The organism is Lactobacillus sp. CBA3605, from assembly GCF_002970915.1.
In the GTDB taxonomy this organism is placed as follows: Bacteria; Bacillota; Bacilli; order Lactobacillales; family Lactobacillaceae; genus Lactiplantibacillus.
The window spans coordinates 277740-299378 of the sequence record NZ_CP027190.1 but is presented as its reverse complement, the minus strand read 5'-3'; the positions used below and the strand labels follow the sequence as shown (position 1 = coordinate 299378).

23 protein-coding genes are annotated in these 21639 nt (G+C 42.1%); 19 read left to right on the top strand and 4 right to left on the bottom strand.

Going from position 1 to position 21639, the window contains the following annotated elements; translation table 11 throughout:
• Positions 1–7 precede the first annotated feature (7 nt).
• Positions 8–613: a hypothetical protein gene (locus tag C5Z25_RS01435; protein WP_105451003.1), complete on the bottom strand. Its 606-nt coding sequence runs from the start codon at positions 611–613 to the stop codon at positions 8–10.
• 138 nt (positions 614–751) lie between these two features.
• Between C5Z25_RS01435 and C5Z25_RS01430 the strand changes: the two genes are divergently transcribed.
• Positions 752–1393 (top strand): DNA alkylation repair protein, encoded by a 642-nt coding sequence (locus C5Z25_RS01430; protein WP_105451001.1) that lies wholly within the window; start codon positions 752–754, stop codon positions 1391–1393.
• A 35-nt stretch (positions 1394–1428) separates the two neighbouring features.
• On the opposite strand, the gene lexA is transcribed toward C5Z25_RS01430, so the two are convergent.
• Positions 1429–2061, bottom strand: a complete 633-nt coding sequence (lexA, locus tag C5Z25_RS01425) for a transcriptional repressor LexA (protein ID WP_105448560.1) — start codon at positions 2059–2061, stop codon at positions 1429–1431.
• Positions 2062–2215: 154 nt separating this feature from the next.
• Here lexA and C5Z25_RS01420 point away from each other — a divergent pair, with 154 nt between their 5' ends.
• Positions 2216–2455: a DUF896 domain-containing protein gene (locus C5Z25_RS01420; RefSeq protein WP_105448559.1), complete on the top strand. Its 240-nt coding sequence runs from the start codon at positions 2216–2218 to the stop codon at positions 2453–2455.
• 97 nt (positions 2456–2552) lie between these two features.
• Complete coding sequence (locus C5Z25_RS01415) at positions 2553–2789, top strand: YneF family protein (protein WP_105448558.1); 237 nt, start codon at positions 2553–2555, stop codon at positions 2787–2789.
• A 20-nt stretch (positions 2790–2809) separates the two neighbouring features.
• On the opposite strand, the gene C5Z25_RS01410 is transcribed toward C5Z25_RS01415, so the two are convergent.
• Positions 2810–3445, bottom strand: coding sequence for a lysophospholipid acyltransferase family protein (locus C5Z25_RS01410; RefSeq protein WP_105450999.1), 636 nt, complete (start codon positions 3443–3445; stop codon positions 2810–2812).
• A gap of 112 nt (positions 3446–3557) precedes the next feature.
• On the opposite strand from C5Z25_RS01410, the gene C5Z25_RS01405 reads away from it, so the two are divergent.
• The 3 genes from C5Z25_RS01405 to C5Z25_RS01395 all read left to right on the top strand — a co-directional run bounded on the left by C5Z25_RS01405 (position 3558) and on the right by C5Z25_RS01395 (position 5655).
• Entirely contained in the window at positions 3558–4310 is a 753-nt protein-coding gene (locus C5Z25_RS01405; protein WP_105450997.1) for a tRNA1(Val) (adenine(37)-N6)-methyltransferase, read from the top strand.
• Positions 4300–4572: a GIY-YIG nuclease family protein gene (locus C5Z25_RS01400; RefSeq protein ID WP_199774921.1), complete on the top strand. Its 273-nt coding sequence runs from the start codon at positions 4300–4302 to the stop codon at positions 4570–4572. The genes C5Z25_RS01405 and C5Z25_RS01400 overlap by 11 nt, the downstream gene beginning before the upstream one ends.
• 84 nt (positions 4573–4656) lie before the next feature.
• Complete coding sequence (locus C5Z25_RS01395; RefSeq protein WP_105450993.1) at positions 4657–5655, top strand: D-2-hydroxyacid dehydrogenase; 999 nt, start codon at positions 4657–4659, stop codon at positions 5653–5655.
• A 126-nt stretch (positions 5656–5781) separates the two neighbouring features.
• Here the strand turns inward: C5Z25_RS01395 and C5Z25_RS01390 are convergent, their stop codons facing one another.
• On the bottom strand, positions 5782–6504 hold the full coding sequence (locus tag C5Z25_RS01390) for an HAD family hydrolase (protein ID WP_105450991.1): 723 nt from the start codon (positions 6502–6504) through the stop codon (positions 5782–5784).
• Positions 6505–6727: 223 nt separating this feature from the next.
• On the opposite strand from C5Z25_RS01390, the gene rpsB reads away from it, so the two are divergent.
• The 13 genes from rpsB (at position 6728) to C5Z25_RS01325 (ending at position 21636) form a co-directional block, all read left to right on the top strand.
• The gene (gene rpsB / locus C5Z25_RS01385; RefSeq protein WP_105450989.1) at positions 6728–7531 is read left to right on the top strand and encodes a 30S ribosomal protein S2; all 804 of its coding nucleotides are present in this window, start codon (positions 6728–6730) and stop codon (positions 7529–7531) included.
• Positions 7532–7632: 101 nt separating this feature from the next.
• The gene (gene tsf / locus C5Z25_RS01380; RefSeq protein WP_105448551.1) at positions 7633–8511 is read left to right on the top strand and encodes a translation elongation factor Ts; all 879 of its coding nucleotides are present in this window, start codon (positions 7633–7635) and stop codon (positions 8509–8511) included.
• A 156-nt stretch (positions 8512–8667) separates the two neighbouring features.
• Positions 8668–9390 (top strand): UMP kinase, encoded by a 723-nt coding sequence (gene pyrH, locus C5Z25_RS01375; RefSeq protein WP_105448550.1) that lies wholly within the window; start codon positions 8668–8670, stop codon positions 9388–9390.
• Between the two features lies 1 nt (position 9391).
• Positions 9392–9955, top strand: coding sequence for a ribosome recycling factor (gene frr, locus C5Z25_RS01370; RefSeq protein WP_105450987.1), 564 nt, complete (start codon positions 9392–9394; stop codon positions 9953–9955).
• Positions 9956–10074: 119 nt separating this feature from the next.
• Complete coding sequence (gene uppS / locus C5Z25_RS01365) at positions 10075–10854, top strand: undecaprenyl pyrophosphate synthase (RefSeq protein WP_105450985.1); 780 nt, start codon at positions 10075–10077, stop codon at positions 10852–10854.
• A 16-nt stretch (positions 10855–10870) separates the two neighbouring features.
• Positions 10871–11656: a phosphatidate cytidylyltransferase gene (locus tag C5Z25_RS01360; RefSeq protein ID WP_105450984.1), complete on the top strand. Its 786-nt coding sequence runs from the start codon at positions 10871–10873 to the stop codon at positions 11654–11656.
• Positions 11657–11699: 43 nt separating this feature from the next.
• Complete coding sequence (gene rseP, locus C5Z25_RS01355) at positions 11700–12977, top strand: RIP metalloprotease RseP (protein ID WP_105450982.1); 1278 nt, start codon at positions 11700–11702, stop codon at positions 12975–12977.
• A gap of 40 nt (positions 12978–13017) precedes the next feature.
• Positions 13018–14727 (top strand): proline--tRNA ligase, encoded by a 1710-nt coding sequence (locus tag C5Z25_RS01350; RefSeq protein ID WP_105450980.1) that lies wholly within the window; start codon positions 13018–13020, stop codon positions 14725–14727.
• 132 nt (positions 14728–14859) lie between these two features.
• Positions 14860–19176 (top strand): PolC-type DNA polymerase III, encoded by a 4317-nt coding sequence (locus C5Z25_RS01345; protein WP_105450977.1) that lies wholly within the window; start codon positions 14860–14862, stop codon positions 19174–19176.
• A gap of 136 nt (positions 19177–19312) precedes the next feature.
• Positions 19313–19789, top strand: coding sequence for a ribosome maturation factor RimP (gene rimP / locus C5Z25_RS01340; RefSeq protein WP_105450975.1), 477 nt, complete (start codon positions 19313–19315; stop codon positions 19787–19789).
• 19 nt (positions 19790–19808) lie between these two features.
• Positions 19809–21023, top strand: a complete 1215-nt coding sequence (gene nusA, locus C5Z25_RS01335) for a transcription termination factor NusA (protein ID WP_234002763.1) — start codon at positions 19809–19811, stop codon at positions 21021–21023.
• Positions 21024–21041: 18 nt separating this feature from the next.
• Positions 21042–21341, top strand: coding sequence for an RNase P modulator RnpM (gene rnpM / locus C5Z25_RS01330; protein ID WP_105450972.1), 300 nt, complete (start codon positions 21042–21044; stop codon positions 21339–21341).
• Entirely contained in the window at positions 21331–21636 is a 306-nt protein-coding gene (locus C5Z25_RS01325) for a L7Ae/L30e/S12e/Gadd45 family ribosomal protein (RefSeq protein ID WP_105448541.1), read from the top strand. The genes rnpM and C5Z25_RS01325 overlap by 11 nt, the downstream gene beginning before the upstream one ends.
• Positions 21637–21639: the final 3 nt, after the last annotated feature.

Here is a 21639-nt window from a genome sequence, read left to right as displayed (position 1 = left end):
TTTTTACTTATTTTTGTAATTGATTAATAATGATTTTGCCGTCTTTAACACTCAATAGGGTATTATCAGGTTGTTCTGGTTGCATGAGACGAATAGTATAACCTGCTGCTAAGTTTTTTTGAATTGAACTCGAGAGTGTTTGAAAATTTGTCGTAATCGTTGTCCGAGCTTTTTGGTTTTTATCCGGATATTTTTGAATTGTTTTTAATGATTGAACGTAGTCTTTATTTGTTGGGTTGACGGTAAAGGTTTTTGTTGTTCGGTCTAAAGTGACAGTACCAATCGTATGATAATTTGATTTTAATTGTTTGAGAATGTTGTTTTCTTTCAGTTTAATCGTAGCCGCCGCTTTTTTAGTGGTGTCTTCATTAAAAACGGCATGTGACGAACTGAGTTTTGCTGAGCTCTGACTAGCTGACGAATTTGATTGGGCGGCGGTAGCTTGATTGTGGGACCAAAATGGTAGCTTATAAACAGCATAACCAATTGTGAGAGCACTAATTACGGCGATGATTGCAAAGGTTTTCCAACCACCGCCAGTTTGACGAGCGGCAAAGATTGAAAAGATGGCCATTGTGAAAACTAGCAAGCCAATAATGGCTAGAAATAACATGTCAACAACTCCCTGTATAAAATTAGTGTAACCATTATACCATTCAACCAGCGTTCAACCCATTAAGATTAGATCAGCTGAGAAAAAAATCAGCATTAATATTAAATAAGTTAGTAAGCAACTTGAGGGGGAAACAGCATGCCAGATTTATTTTTACCGGTTCAACCGGCGAATCAAGCAGCGATGGCGGGCTATATGCGACATCAATTCAAATTTTTAGGTGTGCGAGCGAGTGAACGACGGCAATTAACGCAGCCATATCTTAAAGCTAGTCAAACATTGACATCAACTGAGCTACAGGATTGGCTAGTATTTTATTATGAGCAACCTTTTCGAGAGTATCACTATGTTGCGATTGATTTGGCTTTAGCAAATGTACGTCGCTTAACACCAAGTCAGTATGAGTGGTGTAGGCAACAGGTGACACACAATGCCTGGTGGGATAGCGTTGATAGCTGGCGTAAGTTGTTGGCGACTTACATTGAGCAACAGCAGGCATTGCCAGAATTGGGGCCAGCATATATACAAGCATCAGATTTTTGGCTTCGGCGGGTAGGTATTATCCTACAATTGGGACGCCGTCAAATGACCGATCAGGCCTATTTGACGACGGCGATTCTAACTAATCGAACTGATGATGAATTTTTTATTCAAAAAGCGATTGGTTGGGCATTGCGAGATTATAGCAAAACCAATCCGGCTTGGGTGACGCAATTTATTGCGGCACACGCATTATCACCACTAGTGATACGTGAAGGCAGTAAATATTTACCCAAATAAAAGACCGGCAACCAACGTCACCGGTCGATAAAAGCTTATTGATAGAGCATGTCGCGATATAATCCAACTACTTTACCCAAGACAGCAACGTTGGTTAAAATAATTGGTGCCATCGCATCATTTTCTGGTTGTAGCCGATAATGATCAGCTTCTTTAAAGAATCGTTTGCAAGTAGCTTCATTTTCGTCGGTCATTGCAATGATAATGTCTCCATTGTCGGCGGCTGTTTGCCGGCGCACGATGACTTGGTCACCGTTTAAGATGCCGATGTTAATCATACTTTCACCACGAATGGTGAGCATGAATAAATCGCCACCGAAAGTTTCCAAATCTTTTGGAATTGGGAAATAGTCAGTCGCTTCCTGAACCGCCAAGATTGGTTGTCCAGCGGCCACTGTGCCAAGCATTGGAATTTGATGGGGGGTGGTTTCGACCCCTAAAGCTTCAAAACCAGCTGCGGTTACTTCAATGGCACGTGGCTTTGTGGGATCTTTTTCAATTAACCCTTTTTTCTCCAACCGAGAAATGTGACCATGGACCGTTGATGTTGAAGATAGTGACACGGCTTCGCCAATTTCGCGGACAGTTGGCGGATAACCTTTTTCATTGACGCGTTCATAAATAAAACGTAGAACGGCCATTTGTTTGCTTTCTGATGTTTTACTCATCTTGGCACCTCATTTTTTATTTTCATAGTTATTATGTCAATTGTAGCATAGCTTTTAGTGGCTTTCAAACAAATGTTCGGTTGACAAACCCTGAGAATTGATTTAAGGTCAAAAATCGTGTATTCTATTCTTGCTTTTGAAAGGAGTGAGTGGATTGATTTCAAAAGAGCTACTTGCCCGGATTAATGAATTGGCACACAAAGCCAAGGCAGAAGGGTTAACTGAGCTGGAAGCGGCTGAACGCCAAGAATTACGTGAAAAATATTTAAAAGAATTTCGGGCCGGATTCCGGCAACAAGTTGAAATGTTACAAGTTTATGATAAAGATGGTCAAGAAGTGACTCCTGAAAAGGTTCGCCAGGTTCAACGTGATCGGGGCTTACGCGACGATTAAGCGCTTCAAGGAAGATTTGTCAATTGACAAATTTTCCTTTTCTTTTATAAGTAATTTGTGTAGACTAGTTTAATGAATACGGTAATAAAGGAGGGGAATGACTGTGTCTACTGGTATTTGGATCTTAATCGTGCTTGTTGGTGTTTTAGTTGGGATTACTGGTGGTTTCTTTGGTGCGCGGCACTACATGCAAAACTACTTAAAACAAAATCCACCAATTAGTGAAGAAATGTTGCGCAGCATGATGATGCAAATGGGTCAACGCCCATCCGAAAAGAAATTGCATCAAATGCTTAACTCAATGAAGGCTTCGGCTAAAAATGACAGCAAATAAGTGCTAATAAAAAACACGCCTTAGTTGGCGTGTTTTTTTTCGGCTGGATCGATGTAATGAAAATTTGGATTAATTTTTTTATCGAGGTCATCAAAAGCGGTAAGCATTTGAGTTTCGATTTGCTTCTGACCAGCTTCATCAAGCTTTAACTTACGATCAACATAGATGGGCTTGCCAAAGCGGACCGTGATGCGACGCCGACTAAACAAACGTCCGAAAGTTAATGGTCCTTGATAGACCGTGGGAATGAGGGGGACACCAGCCATTTTAGCAATGACGGTTGCGCCACCTTTGAGTTCCTGAGAATGCCGAGTCCCAGAAGGAAACATGATTAACGATAGTTGACCACTACGTAGAAATTTGACCGGGGTTTTAATCGCTGATGGTCCTGGATGTTGGCGATTGACAGGAAACGCATTGGCCTTAGTTAAAATTGTGCGTAAAATCGGATTTTTAAAAAGTTCTTCTTTAGCCATGAAGCTAAATTGCATGGGGCTACCCGCTAGTGCATATAACAACGGGTCAAACCATGAGCGGTGGGGCCCAACTAGAATATAGGCACCTTGCGGTAAGTTTTCGCGACCTTGGTAGTGGGTATTGCCATTAATGATGGCAACTAACCCCCGTACCAGTCCCCGCATAAATGAATAAAACATCGCAAACTTCCTTTCGATTGGTTATTGGTCATAGTATGACCAATAATCTTAATTTCTGCAAGCAAATTATGGTATGCTGACACTGATATTTTTTTGAAAGTAGGCTATTTGGATGACGACGGTCCCATTACGCGCTGATGAGCGCATTGATCAATTATATAGTAAAGATATTCAAATTATTCAAAGTTCACAAGTGTTTTCTTTTTCATTAGATGCGGTTTTACTGGGGGCTTTTGCGCAAGTACCGCGTAGTGCTAAAACGCTGACAGTTGATTTGTGCGCTGGCAATGGTGCGGTGGGCTTATTTGTGAGTCAACAAACTAACGGTGCAATCGTTGAAGTTGAATTGCAACCCCGACTTGCGGATATGGCACAGCGGAGTATTGAACTGAACCAACTCACTGATCGCATGACAGTGTTGAATCAGGATTTATTGACAGTGACGACAAAAATCGCCAAAGATTCAGTTGATGTGGTATTATGCAATCCACCGTACTTTAAAGATCAGCCTCAAAGTCAAAAGAATCCCAATCCACATTTAGCAATTGCCCGCCATGAAATTTCAGCTAATTTGGATCAAATTTTAATGGTGACTAGTGGCTTACTTAAAATGACGGGCAAAGCGTATTTTGTACATCGGCCAGATCGGCTAGATGAGTTATTCCAAGCAATGGCGCAGCATCGATTAGCACCGAAACGAATTCGTTTTGTACATCCTAAGGCTGATCGTGAAGCTAATATGGTGTTAGTTGAAATGATTAAGGATGGCCGTTCAAATGGCGTTCGAATCTTGCCACCAGTAGTTGTTTACCAAGCAGACGGGACGTATGGAGACGAGGTGCGGCAGTTACTTTATGGCAACTAAAGTTTACTATTTTTATGTATTGTTGTGTGCAGATCAAACGTTGTACGGGGGCTTTACTGATGATTTGGAGCGCCGGTTAGCGACGCATAATGCAGGCAAAGGGGCTAAATACACCCGGGCCAAAACACGCCGTCCGTTAAAAATGATCTATCACGAGTGTTTTGCAGATAAGTCGTCAGCTTTAAAGGCTGAATATGCGTTTAAACATCAACCTAGAATGGCTAAGTTACGGTATTTAGCAGCACATGGTGTGGAAATTTAACAAAGTTTTCATAAATAGTCATTCTATTTCTGACATTTACTGTTATAATATTTAATGTATCAATATATAGGAGGAATTTTTGTAATGAAAATTATTGCATATGCTGTACGTGATGACGAACGTCCATTCTTTAAGACTTGGATGGAAGAACATCCCGATGTTGAAGTTAAGTTAGTCCCAGACTTACTTGACGAAAAGACTGCCGAATTGGCTAAGGGCTTTGATGGTGCCGATGTATACCAACAAAAGGATTACACCGCTGCTGTTTTAACTAAGTTAGCTGACGAAGGCGTTAAGAACATCTCACTTCGTAACGTTGGGGTTGACAATGTCGACGTCCCAACTGTTAAGGAACGTGGCTTAAACATCTCTAACGTACCTGCATATTCACCAAGTGCCATTGCTGAATTATCAGTTACCCAATTGATGCAATTACTACGTCAAACCCCTAAGTTCAACAAGAAGTTAGCTAACCAAGACTTCCGTTGGGCACCAAACATCAGCAAGGAATTAAACACCTTGACTGTTGGGGTTATCGGTACTGGCCGGATTGGTCGCGCCGCAATTGACATCTTCAAAGGCTTCGGTGCCAAGGTTATCGGTTACGATGTTTATCGTAATGCTGAACTTGACAAAGAAGGGATGTACGTTGACACTTTGGACGAATTATACGCCCAAGCTGACGTTATTACGTTACATGTTCCAGCTTTGAAGGATAACTATCACATGTTAAATGCTGATGCCTTCGGCAAGATGAAAGATGGTGCTTACATCTTGAACTTTGCTCGTGGGACCCTTATCGATTCAGAAGATTTGATCAAGGCTTTAGATAGTGGCAAAGTTGCCGGTGCTGCTCTTGACACTTATGAATATGAAACTAAGATCTTTAACAAAGACCTTGAAGGTCAAACGATTGATGACAAGGTCTTCATGAACTTGTTCAACCGCGACAACGTTTTGATTACACCACATACAGCTTTCTATACTGAAACTGCTGTTCATAACATGGTGCATATCTCAATGGATAACAACAAACAATTCATCGAAACTGGTAAAGCTGATACGCAAGTTAAGTTTGACTAAGCTCGTTTGAAGATGAAAACGTTCGAATCTTTGGATTCGGACGTTTTTTACATAGAAGAAGTCGCTTTAATGAAATAAGTTGAAAAAAAGAACCTGGCAAATTTGCCAAGGTTCTAAGTAAGGTGTTTAAACTGTCGCAGCTTGTGCTAGCGCTAATAATAACTCGGCGAGCTCAGCTGGACTTTGAATGATTTGGTCAGGAATAACATTGGGCTGGGCTTGTAGATTTAGTCGATGGTTAAACCAGAATGTCTGCCAACCAGCGTGTTTAGCGCTGGTCATATCTAAAGCGATGTTGTCACCGACGTAGGCCGCTTGGTTAGCTTTAATACCTGCTTGGTGGGCCCAAGTTGTGAAAATTGAAGGGTCTGGTTTAGCAATACCGAGCTCTTCTGAAATAAAAATATTATCTGGATGAACATAACGTTCAATTTGTAATTGGTGTAACTTTTCCCGTTGTGTGTTGGCCGGACCATTAGCAATGATACCAATTTGAAAACAGTGACTTAGTTTTTCAAGCGCTGGTGCTAATTCCGGGAAAAATTGAATTTCCTTGAGTGCTTGTTGATAAGCTATTTCAAATTGGATAGCCTTGTCAGTTTTGATTTTTTCCGTTGTGAAGGTAGCCAGCGCATGCCGTAAACGGGCCGTTTGCCAAGCTTCCAGGGTTAAATCATGAGTCGTGACTTGATTAAAGGTTCGATCAGTAAAGTCGCGAAAACGGTTAAAAATTTGTGCCAGGTCAGTGGGCGTCACCAGTGTTTCGAGGGTCTTGGTGAGAGCCATACCAAATGGCGATTTCTGATCATAGAGCGTATCGTCTATGTCAAAAACAATGGCTTTGATCATGTTATAATTGAGCCTCCTATGCGAGATAGTATTCTAACATATAAATTTAAATTAACAAATACCGATTAAAGTTATTGCAAGCATCGCGTATTTTCGGTATACTAGTTTTCGGTGTTAAAACCAATTCACACTCGTAGTGATGACCCGGTAGTGCTCATTGAGTCCCGTGGTCAGTTGAGCTATGAGGAGGATCAAAACTAATTTTTTGGAGGCACATTATATTATGGCTGTTATTTCTATGAAACAATTGCTTGAAGCCGGTGTCCATTTCGGTCACCAAACTCGTCGTTGGAACCCAAAGATGAAACCATACATCTTTACGGAACGTAACGGAATCTACATCATTGACTTACAAAAGACGGTTAAGATGATTGATTCAGCTTACAACTTCGTTAAAGATACCGCTGCTGATGATGGCGTTATTTTGTTTGTTGGGACTAAGAAGCAAGCCCAAGATTCAATCGAAGAAGAAGCTACCCGTGCTGGTCAATACTACGTTAACCATCGTTGGTTAGGTGGGACTTTGACTAACTGGAATACCATCCAAACTCGAATCAAGCGCCTTAAAGATTTGAAGAAGATGGAAGAAGACGGGACTTTTGATCGTTTGCCTAAGAAGGAAGTTTCATTATTGATGAAACAACGGGCAAAGCTTGAGAAGTTCTTGGGCGGTATCGAAGATATGCCTCGGATTCCAGATGCTATCTTTATTGTTGATCCTCGTAAGGAACAAATTGCGGTTAAGGAAGCTCAAAAGTTAAACATTCCAATCGTAGCGATGGTTGATACTAATACTGATCCTGACGATATTGATGTTATCATCCCATCAAATGACGACGCTATTCGTGCTGTTCGTTTGATTACTTCTAAAGTGGCTGATGCCATTATTGAAGGTCGTCAAGGTGAAGACGAAGACGTTACTGAAGCCTCTTTCAAGGGCGACAAGGATGCTAAAAAGTCAGTTGACTCTTTAGAAGACATCGTTGAAGCTGTTGAAGGTGACAACACTAAGTCTGACAATAAATAATTGAAATAATTAGGCTGTCTAAAAAATCGCGGACCTCATCGGCCTGATTTTGTGGGCAGCCTTTTATAAAAAAATCAAACGTACTCAAAGGAGAGTAAACTATGGCAAAGATTTCAGCAGCACAAGTTAAAGAACTCCGTGACAAAACGGGTGTTGGTATGATGGATGCTAAAAAGGCATTAGTTGAAACTGAAGGCGACATGCAAAAGGCCGTTGATGTTTTACGTGAAAAGGGCGTTGCTAAGGCTGAAAAGAAGAGTGGCCGTGTTGCCGCTGAAGGAATGGCTGTTGTTGCGATTCATGATGACCACGCTGCCATCGTGGAAGTTAACTCAGAAACTGACTTTGTTGCCTCAAGCGACCAATTCAAAGACTTAGTTGATATCGTTGCTGACCAAATTGCTTTAGAAGCACCCGCATCTGTTGAAGACGCTTTGACTCTAAAGACAACTAAGGGCACGATCAATGATGCAATCATCGAAACGAGTCAAGTAACTGGTGAAAAGATCAGCTTACGTCGTTTCAAAGTGATCGAAAAGAGTGCAGACCAAAACTTTGGCGCTTACTTGCATAATGGCGGCCAAATTGGGGTTCTAGTAGTCTTAGATGGTGCTGATGCTGAGACCGCTAAGGATGTTGCAATGCACGTTGCTGCTATTAACCCAGAATACGTTTCTCGGGCTGAAGTTCCTAGCGAAACCTTAGCACACGAAAAAGAAGTTTTGGTTAAAGAAGCCCAAAATGAAGGTAAACCTGAAAAAATCATCGAAAAGATGGTTGAAGGTCGTTTGAACAAATGGCTTTCAGAAATCAGCTTAGATGATCAAGAATTTGTTAAGGATTCTGACCAAACAGTTGCCCACTACGTTGAATCAAAGGGTGGCAAGGTTAATACCTTTGTTCGCTTTGAAGTCGGCGAAGGCATCGAAAAACAAACTGGTAGCTTCGTTGATGAAGTTATGAGTCAAATCAAAGACTAACTGTCGATTTTTCGACTTTACTAATGGGGATTGCGACAAAACATTGTTTTGTGGCGATCCCTTTTTAGCAAAATCAGCGGCTAATTACGGCTTTGCTATAATGGTTATTAATATTATGGTAGAATAGTTACAGATAATCTTGAGGAGGACAAAACGATGTCGGAAGTTAAATATAAGCGAGTAATCCTAAAGTTGAGTGGTGAAGCTTTAGCCGGTGAAAAAGGGTTTGGAATTAACCCACCGGTAATTAAGACTGTTGCTGAAGAACTGAAGGATGTTTATGATATGGGTGTTCAGATTGCCATCGTGGTTGGCGGTGGTAATATGTGGCGTGGTGAAGCCGGTGCTCAAATGGGCATGGAACGTGCGCAAGCTGATTATATCGGTATGTTAGCAACTATCATGAACGCTTTGGCGTTACAAGATAACCTAGAATCAATCGGCGTGCCGACGCGCGTTCAGACTTCGATTGAAATGCGTCAAATTGCAGAACCTTATATTCGGCGCAAAGCGATGCGACATTTAGAAAAACGGCGGATTGTCATCTTTGCGGGTGGCACGGGTAGTCCTTACTTTTCAACGGATACGACGGCCGCTTTACGAGCAGCTGAAATCAACGCTGATGCCATTTTGATGGCTAAAAATGGGGTTGATGGGGTTTATTCAGCTGATCCTAATAAAGATGCGAGCGCCGTTAAATTCGATAAGTTAACTCATCTTGATATTATCAATAAAGGCTTACAAGTGATGGATACTACGGCTAGCTCATTATCAATGGATAATGATATTCCAGTCGTAGTCTTTAACTTGAACGAGCCAGGCAATATTCGCAAAGTTGTTGCTGGTGAACACATCGGCACAACCGTCAGGGGGAAATAACATGGCAGTCACAGAACCAATCTTAAAAGAAGCACAAAGCAACATGAAAAAGGCCGAAGTTGCCTTACAACGTGAATTAGGTAATATTCGTGCAGGTCGCGCAAATGCATCTTTATTAAGCCGCGTTTCAGCAGATTATTACGGTACTCTAACCCCATTGAATCAAATGGCTTCAATTACCGTCCCAGAACCACGGGTCTTAATGGTAACCCCATTCGATAAAACGGCTTTAAAAGAAATTGAAAAAGCTATTTTGGCTTCTGATTTAGGTATCAGTCCTGCTAATGATGGTTCGGCAATTCGGTTAGTGATTCCACAATTAACTGAAGAACGTCGTAAAGAATTGGCGAAGGATGTTAAAGCCGAAGGTGAACGTGGTAAGGTTGCCGTTCGAAATGCGCGTCGCGATGCGATGGACGCTTTAAAACGTGGCCATAAAGCGGGTCAATTTACGGATGATCAATTACATGAACTTGAAGACCAAGCGCAAAAATTGACAAATACTGCTGGTAAAGCAGTGGAATCAATCGTTGCTGACAAGGAAAAAGAAATTCTTGAAGGCTAATAAAGCTTGTAGATTTATTAAGGCTTGAAGAAATTCAAGCCTTTTTTTGTTGACTAATAGTTTAATCGGTCTTTTTTTGGTAAAATAGTGCTTGGTTAAGCTTTTTTTGGAGGTGCAATTTGTTCGCTTTTTTAAATAAGAATAATGCAACGACTGCGGCCGCGGTGGAACTTGATCCTAAACGGATTCCGGCACACGTTGCGATTATCATGGATGGTAATGGTCGTTGGGCCAAAGCACGGCATTTACCGCGAATTGCTGGGCATAAAGAAGGTATGAATACGGTTAAGACAATCACGATTGCGGCGAGTGACCTCGGGGTCAAGGTGTTAACCTTGTATGCCTTTTCAACTGAGAACTGGAAGCGACCAAAGGCTGAGGTTAATTATTTAATGCAGCTACCGGTGAACTTTTTTGATACATTTGTACCAGATTTGGTTAAGAATAACGTTCGGGTGCAAGTGATGGGCTATACGGATCAGTTGCCAGCCGCAACCCAAAAGGCGGTTAACAAAGCGATTGCAGATACCCAAGCCTGTGATGGTATGGTACTAAACTTTGCTTTAAACTATGGCTCACGAGCTGAAATGATCACAGGAATCCAAGCACTTGCCCAACAAGTTGCTGACGGGCACCTTGCAGTTGACGCGATTGATGAGACGGCAGTTGACCAAGCTTTAATGACTGCTCAGTTGGCACCGTATAATGATCCGGATTTATTGATTCGGACCAGTGGTGAAGAACGAATCTCCAACTTTTTGCTATGGCAGATTGCTTATAGTGAACTGGTCTTTACGGATGTAAAATGGCCAGACTTTTCAGCGACAACTTTACAGGCTTGTATTGCTGACTTCCAACGGCGGGATCGCCGGTTTGGCGGGTTGTCGGATCAAAAATAAAAAGGGGTTTTAAGTTATGAGACAACGGGTCATTACGGCTGTAATTGCGTTAATTCTATTTATACCAGTGATTTTTGTAGGTGGCATTACCCTCGATATTGTCGCAATGTTATTAGGCGCGATTGCCATGAGCGAGTTATTAATCATGCGAAAGAAGTTATTGATTTCGTTTGAAGCGTTAATCAGTATGTTGGCCGTTATGATTGAGATTGCACCTAATCAGTGGTTTAATGGGTTGCCAGATCAGTTAAACAAAGCGTACGTCGTTTATTTTCTCATTATTTTATTATTGTTACGGACAGTTTGGTCGCGTAATCGGTTTTCATTTGATGATGCGGGGATGCTGACCCTAGGTGTTTTCTATATCGGAATGGGCTTTAATTACTTTACTGCTGCTCGTGGTGTTAACGTGGAAATGCTTCTCTATCTGTTATTCATCGTTTGGGCGACTGATAGTGGTGCATATTCAGTTGGCCGAAAATTAGGTCAACATAAAGTAACACCAATTAGTCCAAATAAAACCTGGGAAGGCTGCATTGGTGGTAGTCTGATTGGTGTTGTGATTGGGATGGCTTTTGCCCTCTGGTTCCAAGTGGGATATACCAATTGGCTTAGTATGTTAGCAATCACGATTATCTTATCAATTGTTGGTCAATTCGGTGATTTAGTCGAATCTGCGTTGAAACGCTACTATGGTGTGAAGGATTCTGGTAAAATTTTACCAGGACACGGTGGTATTTTAGACCGGTTCGATAGTATGTTGCTGGTCTTCCCAATTGCACATTTATTTGGTCTCTTTTAAGGCTGGCAGTTCCCCGGATTAGGTGGGAGAAAGGAACGTTAATTTGATAGTTACGATTATTACGTTCATTATCGTTTTTGGGATTCTCGTTATTGTCCATGAGTTTGGACATTTCTTTTTTGCCAAACGAGCCGGAATTTTAGTGCGCGAATTCTCAGTCGGTATGGGGCCTAAGATTGTGGCCATGCGACGGCATGCAACTACCTATACGTTACGCTTATTACCCATTGGTGGTTATGTACGGATGGCTGGTGTTGCCGATGATGAGGATGAAGAACTGAAGCCTGGTACGCCGGTTAGTTTACAAATTGGCGCTGATGGGTTAGTTCATTCCATTAATGCTAGTAAGAAAACAACTTTATTTAATGGAATTCCCATGTCGGTTACGGCGACAGACTTAGAAAAAGAACTTTGGATTGAAGGCTATGAAAATGGCGATGAAACTGCGGTTAAACGTTATCAAGTGCAACATGATGCGACTATTGTCGAACATGACGGGACTGAAGTTCAGATTGCACCGGTAGATGTCCAGTTTCAATCAGCTAAGTTATGGCAGCGAATGCTCACTAATTTTGCTGGTCCGATGAATAATTTCATTTTAGCCATCATCACGTTTGCTATCTTAGCGTTCATGCAAGGTGGCGTAACGACGGTGACCACGCATGTTGCCGGAACGACGGCTAATTCGGTCGCCCGCCAAGCAGGTATTAAGAAGAATGATCAGATTGTCGCCGTTAATGGCAAAAAAATGACGGATGCCCAGTCAATCTCATTACTTATTCAAGATAATCCCAATAAACGGTTGCAACTAACCCTTAAACGGGCGGGGAAAGCGCAAACAATCGCTGTCAAGCCAGCGGCTAAGAAAGTTGCGGGTAATCGAGTTGGTCAAATTGGGGTTAAATGGGCGACGGTCACGGATACGAGTTTAAGCGCAAAATTAGGCTATGGCGTGACTGGTGCATGGAATATTACCAAGCAAATCTTCCAAGTATTAGGCCATATGGTAACCCATGGGTTTAGTTTAAATGACCTCGGTGGGCCAGTTGCAATTTTTGCAACGACCTCACAGGCGGCCAAATCCGGGGTGCGGCAGGTGATTTATTTATTAGCAGTCTTGTCGATTAACTTAGGAATTGTTAATTTATTACCCATTCCGGCCCTGGATGGTGGTAAAATTTTATTAAACATCGTTGAAGGTATTCGCGGTAAACCACTACGACTTGAAACTGAAAGTGTGATTACATTAATTGGTTTTGGCTTGTTAATGTTATTAATGGTTTTAGTGACTTGGAATGATATTCAGCGTTATTTTTTCTAAGCTTGACTTAGAGCAGCACAATTAAGGAGAAGATTTGTAGATGAAACAATCGAAATTGTTAATTCCAACTTTAAAAGAAGTGCCTAATGACGCAGAAGCGTTAAGTCATCAAATGATGCTACGGGCCGGCTATATTCGCCAAATTTCAGCGGGAATGTATGCCTATTTACCACTTGCCTATCGGGTATTGACGAATATTGAACAAATTATTCGTGAAGAAATGGAAAAAATTGATGCGGCCGAAATGTTAGTTCCAGCTGTAATTCCAGCGGAACTTTGGCAAGCAACGGGTCGTTATCAAACTTATGGCCCAGAACTTTTTAAGCTAAAAAACCGACATGATCGGGAATTCATCTTGGGTCCGACCCATGAAGAAACGTTCACTTCCATCATTCGTGACGAAGTTAAATCATATAAAAAGTTGCCCTTAACGTTGTATCAAATCCAAGCAAAGTATCGTGATGAAGATCGACCACGTTACGGCTTATTACGGGGACGGGAATTTATCATGAAGGATGCCTATTCATTCCATGCGGATGAAGATTCCTTAGATGAAACGTTCCAAGGAATGGCGCAAGCTTATCAAAATATTTTTGAACGGTGTGGGTTACAATTCCGTTCAATTATTGGTGATGGTGGTGCCATGGGTGGCAAAGATTCACGTGAATATTCAGCTATTGCGCCAGTTGGCGAAGATACAATTGTCTATTCTGATGCCAGCGACTATGCTGCTAACCTTGAAATGGCCCGGAGCTTGTACGTGCCTAAGAAGTCACATGCCTCACTAAAAGACTTGGAAAAAATTGATACACCAGGAGTTGGCACGATTGATGAATTAGCTGAATTCTTGCAAGTTGATGCTGATCAGTTGGTTAAGAGTATGCTATTTATGGCAGATGACGAACCAGTAATGGCATTAGTTCGTGGCGATCATGAAGTTAATGACATTAAATTAAAGAATTACCTCGGTGTGGATACCTTAGTAATGGCGACTCCCGAACAAGCGCAAACGTATCTTAAAGCCAGTTTTGGGTCATTAGGTCCAGTTGGCGTTAGTGATGAAGTTAAAATCATTGCGGATGTTTATGTTAAGGATATGGCGAATATCACGGTTGGCGCTAATGAAGATGGTCATCATCTGATTAATGTCAATCCAGAACGAGACTTCCATGCTGAAGCTTATGTTGATATTCGATTTGCGCAAGAGGGCGAATTGTCACCTGATGGCGCTGGGGTATTGAAGTTTACCAAGGGAATTGAGATTGGACATATCTTTAAATTAGGGACGCGTTATTCTAAAGATTTACATGCCGAAGTCTTGGATCAAAATGGTCGCAATATTCCAGTTATTATGGGATGTTATGGAATCGGGGTCTCACGGTTACTTTCAGCCATTGCCGAACAGCGCTCAGACGAAAATGGGTTAGTGTGGCCCAAAGCCATCGCCCCATTTGACGTGCATGTGATTCCAGTTAATCCTAAAAAAGCAGACCAAGTCGAAGTCGCTAATCAGGCTGAAGCACAATTGGAAGCAGCTGGGTATCATGTGCTTTATGATGACCGGAAAGAACGGCCAGGAGTTAAGTTTGCAGACTCTGATTTAATGGGCATTCCCGCACGGATTACGATTGGGAAAAAGGCCAGTGAAGGCATTGTTGAAATTAAACTTCGTCAAACTGGTGAAACATTAGAAGTTAAACAAGAAGAAATCGCAAATAATTTGGCAGTTTTATTAAAAAACATTAACTAAGCTTTGCAGTGCAATCGTTGCAAGTTAGTCTAAAAATGCGTACACTTAATTGTAATGTAGGCAGAAGTCACCTAGTTTCGGCAACCTAGAAACTAGGTGATTTTAGTTAGTTGTAACCAAGGAGGAACCAGCGTGAGTTTAAATCAGCAAGAAATGTTTTCGAAATTGCTTGAACAGATTGGGATGGCGATGGATCCCGCCTTTACCGATGCGACGATTGAAAAGTTAGTCGTGCATCAAACGTCAAAGGTCTGGGAATTCCAACTTCATTTCCAACATGTGTTGCCATATACGCAATTTATGACATTTCAGAACCAGTTGAGTGCCGCTTTTCATGACATTGCTGGCGTTCAGCTACGGATTACTACGGATGATGAGGCAGTCAATCAACGGTTGTTGGCTGATTATTGGGAATGGATTGTTCAAAATAGTGGCATCTCATCGCCTTTAGTACAGTCATTGTGTAATAGCAATGTGCCAACGTATGAGGATGGTCGGGTCTTGTTATTAGCTGAGAATGAAGTTATTCAGAACTTTTTGAATAACCAGGCGCTTGGCCCCATTGAAGCGACTTATCAGCAACTTGGGTTTCCTAAGTTTTCAGTGCATACGATGATTGATGAATCAGCCTCACAAGCCAAAATCAATGCTTTCCATGCACAAAAGGCTAAATCTGATGAAGCCTTAGCCAAAAAAGCTGCGGTAGCGATTAAAAAAGCCAATGAAAAGCGGCAGCAGCAATCTGATGCCCCTGCTCAAATTGATGGTCCAGTTCAATTAGGAAAACAAATTAATCCAGCTGAACCAGCCAAACAAATGGTTCAAATCACTGAAGAAGAACGTTCAGTCATTGTTGAAGGCTATGTTTTTGACATGGAAGTCCGGGTTTTACGTTCACAACGTCAACTCCTAATTTTGAAAGTGACTGATTACAGTTCTTCAATGGTTATTAAGAAGTTTTCTCGTAATAGTGAAGATGAGGCGCAATTTGCGGCACTAAAACCAGGGATGTGGGTCCGCGCCCGCGGGTCAGTGCAAGAAGATAGTTTTATGCGGGATTTGACGATTAATGCTTATGATATTAATGAAACGTCGCATGCGACACGGCAAGATACGGCGCCCGCTGATGAAAAACGAGTGGAATTACATTTACACTCGAATATGAGTCAGATGGATGCGACTAATGGCGTGAGCGATTATGTGAAGCAGGCGGCCAAATGGGGGCATCCAGCGATTGCGATTACTGATCATTCGGGGGCCCAAGCGTTCCCAGAAGCTTTTGCTGCTGGTGAAAAGAACCATATTAAGATTTTATACGGTGTGGAAGCGAATATGGTCGATGATGGGGTGCCGATTGCTTATAATGATGCCCACACGGACTTAAAAGAGACGACTTATGTTATTTTTGACGTTGAAACAACGGGGTTATCGGCAATTTACGATAAGGTTATTGAATTATCAGCGGTTAAAATGGTCAAGGGGAATGTTGTTGATCAATTTGAAGCATTTATTGATCCTGGGTTTCATTTATCAGAAACGACGACTAATTTAACCAGTATTACGGATGATATGGTTCGTGGTTCTAAGTCCGAAGAAGCGGTTTTTAAGGACTTTCGTGATTTTTACGATGATGCAATTATCGTTGGTCATAACGTTACTTTTGATGTGGGCTTTATGAATACCGGGTATGCACGCCACGGGATGGGGCCAATTGAGAATCCGATTATTGATACCTTAACTTTGGCTCGCTGGTTGTATCCAACTTTTAAAAGCTATCGGTTAAATACCTTGGCTAAGAAGTTTAACGTGGCTTTGGAACACCATCACCGGGCGATTTATGATGCGGAATCAACCGGACACTTGAACCATTTGTTTTTGAAAGATGCTGAAGAACGTTATGGCGTTCAATTCCATGATCAATTAAATGATCATATGAATGAAAATGCAGCGTATCGACATGCTCGGCCTTTTCATGCGACATTATATGCGCAAACGCAAGCTGGGCTTAAGAATTTATTCCGGATTATTTCACTATCAAATGTGGACTACTATTATCGCGTGCCCCGAGTGCCTCGCAGTGTGTTGAACAAATATCGTGATGGCATTTTAGTGGGCTCAGCATGTGCCAGTGGTGAAGTCTTTACGGCAATGATGCAAAAAGGTCAGGCAGAGGCGCGGCAAAAGGCCAGTTACTATGACTTTTTGGAAGTCCAGCCAAAACCAGCGTATGCACCATTGATCGAAAGCGGCTTAATTGCAGATAATGCGCATTTGGAAGAAATTATTAAAAATATGGTTGATTTGGGCCACAACTTAAAGATTCCGGTTGCTGCGACTGGGGATGTCCATTATTTAAATCCGGAAGATAAAATATATCGGAAGATTTTGATTCATTCGCAAGGTGGGGCTAATCCGTTGAATCGGACGGAGCGCCCAGATGTTCATTTTCGAACGACCACGGAAATGTTAAAAGATTTTAGTTTCTTAGGTGAAGCCACAGCGCATGAGATTGTCGTGACGACCCCGCAACAAATTGCAGCTCGGTTTGAAGTGGTTCGGCCGGTCAAAGATAAGCTTTACACCCCACGAATGGCTGGCGCTGAAGATGAAATTAAAAAGTTAACCATGGACCGAGCACATGCTTGGTATGGTCAGCCACTCCCAGAAATTGTACAGAAGCGGGTCGATAAAGAATTAAAGAGTATTGTCGGCAATGGGTTCTCAGTTATCTATCTGATTGCGCAGCGGTTGGTATTTAAGAGTAATAAAGATGGTTACTTAGTTGGTTCACGGGGGTCAGTTGGCTCTAGTTTAGTGGCTACCTTGTCGGGGATTACTGAAGTTAACCCAATGCCGCCGCATTATCGATGCCCAAACTGTCAATATTCGCACTTTTATACAAATAATGAATATGGTTCTGGTTATGATTTGCCACCCAAGGCCTGTCCTGAATGTGGGACTAACTTAGTACGCGATGGTCATAATATTCCTTTCGAAACGTTCTTAGGATTTTACGGGAATAAAGTCCCTGATATTGATTTGAACTTTTCAGGTGACTATCAGCCAATTGCCCACAACTATACGAAAGTCTTGTTCGGTGAAAAAAATGTTTATCGAGCTGGGACGATTGGGACGGTTGCCGACAAAACGGGTTATGGCTATGTGAAGGCGTATGAACGGGATACCAATCAAACGTTGCGGAATGCCGAAATTGATCGGTTGGCGAAAGGGACGACTGGGGTCAAACGAACGACTGGTCAACATCCGGCTGGGATTATTGTTGTTCCAGATTACATGGATATTTATGACTTTACGCCGGTTCAGTATCCCGCGGATGATCAGAGTGCAGCTTGGCAAACGACCCATTTTGATTTCCATTCGATTCATGATAATATTTTAAAAATTGATATTTTAGGCCATGATGATCCAACTATGATTCGGATGCTCCAGGATTTATCGGGGGTTAATCCGGAAAGTATTCCACCGGTTGATCCAAATGTTATGAAGATTTTTTCGAGTCCGGAAGTTCTTGGGGTGACTTCAGAGCAAATCTTTTCCAAGACCGGGACCTTAGGAATTCCAGAATTTGGGACGCGTTTTGTTCGTGGCATGTTAGAAGAGACTCATCCGTCGACCTTTAACGAATTATTACAGATTTCGGGCCTTTCTCATGGGACGGATGTTTGGTTAGGAAACGCTGAAGAATTGATTAAGGATGGGACCGTCACTTTAGCTGAGGTTATTGGTTGTCGGGATAATATCATGACCGACTTGATTCATTATGGGATGGAGTCAGATATGTCATTTCAGATTATGGAGCACGTGCGAAAAGGACGTGGGATTCCTGACGATTGGCAACAAGCGATGAAAGATGCTGATGTTCCTGACTGGTATATTGAATCCTGTCTGAAGATTAAGTATATGTTCCCACGGGCCCATGCGGCGGCGTATATTTTGATGGCGTTACGAGTCGCATATTTCAAAGTTTATTTCCCACTGATTTATTACACAGCCTATTTCTCAGTCCGGGCTGATGACTTTGACTTAGTTGCGATGGCTCATGGCAAAGAAGCTGTGAAGGCCGCAATGAAGACGATTACTGATAAAGGTATGGATGCGTCAACGAAGGAAAAAAATCTATTGACGGTGTTGGAATTAGCCAATGAAATGCTTGAACGGGGGTTCAACTTTTCGATGGTTGATTTAGACAAGTCGGATGCTTCTGATTGGTTAATTGATGGTAAAACATTGATTGCGCCATTCCGATCAGTGCCTGGATTAGGGCTTAACGTGGCCAAACAAATCGTGGCAGCTCGGGCAGATAAGCCATTCTTATCAAAGGAAGACTTGTCTAAACGGGGTAAAGTTTCGAAGACGTTAATTGACTTTATGACTGAAAATGGGGTTTTAGAAGGCTTGCCTGATGAAAACCAACTTTCACTCTTCTAATTGTGACGTTAAAACAGCGTAGAGTTGCGGATTTAGTCCAATTATGGTAATATATGAGTGTATTTTAAAACTCGTTAACGAGTGAGCAGCGATGCTCACTCTTTTTATTGGACTAATCTGGATAGGAGGCGTAGACGTGAGCAATACTGTTGTTGAGACCATTCAACCTTTGGCACAAACGATTGTGACTGCCCATCAGTTTGAATTAGTCGATGTTGAATTTGTTCGTGAGAGCCAAAGTTGGTACTTGCGAATCTATATCGATAAACCAGGTGGCATTAACATTGAAGAATGTGCAATGGTTAGTGATGAATTAAGTGAAAAATTAGATACAATAGATCCAGACCCAATTCCACAAGCCTATTTCTTGGAGGTGTCCTCACCGGGTGCTGAACGGCCTTTGAAAAAAGAAGCCGATTACGAAATGGCGATTGGACAATACGTCCACGTTGGCTTATATCAAAAATTAGATGGTAAAAAAATCTTTGAAGGCGACTTAAAAGCAGTTACCCCAACCACTTTGACCATTGATTACTTAGATAAAACGCGGCACAAGACCATTACCATTGATCGGCAACAAATTGCACAGGCCCGATTAGCGGTTAAGTTCTAGTTAGCAAAGGAGTTTACACATGAGTAAGGAATTATTAGGGGCGTTAGACACCCTTGAATCAGAAAAAGGCATCAAAAAAGAAGTCGTCATTGAAGCCTTAGAAGCGGCGTTAGTTTCAGCTTATAAGCGTAATTACGGACAAGCCCAAAACGTGGAAGTTGACTTTGATCAAATTAAAGGTAATATTCATGTTTATGCGGTTAAAGAAGTCGTGGAAGATGTGTTTGATTCCCGTTTGGAAGTTAGTTTGCAAGATGCCCTAGCAATTAACCGGGCTTACGAATTAGGCGATGATATTCGGTTTGAAGTCACGCCTAAAAACTTTGGTCGGATTGCTGCCCAAACCGCTAAACAGGTTATTATGCAACGGGTACGCGAAGCTGAACGTGGGATTATCTTTGATGAATACAGCCAATACGAAAATGAAATCGTCACTGGTGAAGTTGAACGCCAAGATAACCGGTTTGTTTATGTCAGCTTAGGTAAAGTTGAAGCTGTTATGAGCCGTGCGGATCAATTACCTGGTGAGACTTATCGTATTCATGATCGGATTAAGGTTTATGTTTCGAAGGTTGAGAATGCTGCTAAAGGGCCTCAAGTCTTCGTTTCACGAACTGCTCCGGATTTATTGAAGCGATTATTCGAACAAGAAGTTCCTGAAATTTTTGATGGGATTGTTGAGATTGTTTCGATTGCTCGTGAAGCTGGCGATCGGGCAAAGGTTGCGGTTCGTTCTAATAACCCTAATGTTGATCCTGTGGGGACTTGTGTCGGTCCTAAGGGTCAACGGGTCCAAACCATTGTTAACGAGCTTCACGGCGAAAACATGGACATTGTGGAATGGACGGATGATACGGCGGTCTTTATTGCTAATGCCTTGAATCCAGCTGAGGTTTTGGATGTTATCTTTGATCCTGAAAATGAACGTGGCTGTACAGTGATTGTACCGGACTATCAATTGTCATTGGCAATCGGTAAACGGGGGCAAAATGCCCGCTTGGCTGCAAAATTAACTGGATTTAAGATTGATATTAAATCTGAAACCGAAGCTTCTGATATAATGGATGAAAAGCCAGCTGAAGTAGCACCTGAAGTTACCCCCGACGCACCTGAAATCGACGTGGTTGCTGACAGTGCTGCGCCAGTTGAACCATCAATTTCTGATGATGACGACTTAGACGTTACCGCAACGGTAGCTGATGATCCGCACCCTTCAGCGAGTGATGAGGCGTAATTAGAGGAGGTCCGGGATATGAAAAAAAGAAAAGTGCCGTTACGCAAAGATATTGTAACGGGTGAGATGCATCCAAAAAAAGACTTAGTCCGGGTTGTTAAAAACAAGCAAGATGAAGTGTCTGTTGATCCGACCGGTAAAAATCCGGGTCGTGGCGCTTATATCGCACTAGATGTTAAGATTGCTGAGCAGGCTAAAAAGCAAAAGACTTTTGATAAGGCTTTTGGGATTAAAGTGGACGCCGCTTTCTATGATGATTTAGTGGCATATGTTGATCATCAACAAGCCCGAAAGGAATTGTTCGGTGATGACGCCTAATCAAGCTTGTTTAAACCTACTGGGTCTTTCAAGGCGTGCCAGAAAACAAATTGCAGGTGAAGGATTAACCCTAGCCGCAATTCGTAACCAATCGGCAAAATTGGTCTTTATTGCCAGTGATGCCGGTCCCACGACTGCTAAGAAGTTTCATGATAAGGCCCAATTTTATGATGTACCAGTGATCGATACGTTTACAAAAGCGGAAATGAACACGGCAACCGGTAATCAACGTACGGTTTATGCGATTACCGACCGGGGGTTTGCGCGGAAGATGGTAGCGATCATGACTAGTTAAAGG

Excerpts from the sequence above, each read along its gene's own strand:
- C5Z25_RS01395 (WP_105450993.1), top strand. The coding sequence starts at position 4,657 with ATGAAAATTATTGCATATGCTGTACGTGATGACGAACGTCCATTCTTT.
- C5Z25_RS01430 (WP_105451001.1), top strand. The coding sequence starts at position 752 with ATGCCAGATTTATTTTTACCGGTTCAACCGGCGAATCAAGCAGCGATG.
- lexA (WP_105448560.1), bottom strand. The coding sequence starts at position 2,061 with ATGAGTAAAACATCAGAAAGCAAACAAATGGCCGTTCTACGTTTTATT.
- frr (WP_105450987.1), top strand. The coding sequence starts at position 9,392 with ATGGCAGTCACAGAACCAATCTTAAAAGAAGCACAAAGCAACATGAAA.
- C5Z25_RS01390 (WP_105450991.1), bottom strand. The coding sequence starts at position 6,504 with ATGATCAAAGCCATTGTTTTTGACATAGACGATACGCTCTATGATCAG.
- C5Z25_RS01400 (WP_199774921.1), top strand. The coding sequence starts at position 4,300 with ATGGCAACTAAAGTTTACTATTTTTATGTATTGTTGTGTGCAGATCAA.
- rnpM (WP_105450972.1), top strand. The coding sequence starts at position 21,042 with ATGAAAAAAAGAAAAGTGCCGTTACGCAAAGATATTGTAACGGGTGAG.
- pyrH (WP_105448550.1), top strand. The coding sequence starts at position 8,668 with ATGTCGGAAGTTAAATATAAGCGAGTAATCCTAAAGTTGAGTGGTGAA.
- C5Z25_RS01325 (WP_105448541.1), top strand. The coding sequence starts at position 21,331 with ATGACGCCTAATCAAGCTTGTTTAAACCTACTGGGTCTTTCAAGGCGT.
- C5Z25_RS01405 (WP_105450997.1), top strand. The coding sequence starts at position 3,558 with ATGACGACGGTCCCATTACGCGCTGATGAGCGCATTGATCAATTATAT.
- C5Z25_RS01360 (WP_105450984.1), top strand. The coding sequence starts at position 10,871 with ATGAGACAACGGGTCATTACGGCTGTAATTGCGTTAATTCTATTTATA.
- nusA (WP_234002763.1), top strand. The coding sequence starts at position 19,809 with ATGAGTAAGGAATTATTAGGGGCGTTAGACACCCTTGAATCAGAAAAA.
- C5Z25_RS01350 (WP_105450980.1), top strand. The coding sequence starts at position 13,018 with ATGAAACAATCGAAATTGTTAATTCCAACTTTAAAAGAAGTGCCTAAT.
- C5Z25_RS01435 (WP_105451003.1), bottom strand. The coding sequence starts at position 613 with ATGTTATTTCTAGCCATTATTGGCTTGCTAGTTTTCACAATGGCCATC.
- C5Z25_RS01410 (WP_105450999.1), bottom strand. The coding sequence starts at position 3,445 with ATGTTTTATTCATTTATGCGGGGACTGGTACGGGGGTTAGTTGCCATC.
- rpsB (WP_105450989.1), top strand. The coding sequence starts at position 6,728 with ATGGCTGTTATTTCTATGAAACAATTGCTTGAAGCCGGTGTCCATTTC.
- C5Z25_RS01415 (WP_105448558.1), top strand. The coding sequence starts at position 2,553 with ATGACTGTGTCTACTGGTATTTGGATCTTAATCGTGCTTGTTGGTGTT.
- tsf (WP_105448551.1), top strand. The coding sequence starts at position 7,633 with ATGGCAAAGATTTCAGCAGCACAAGTTAAAGAACTCCGTGACAAAACG.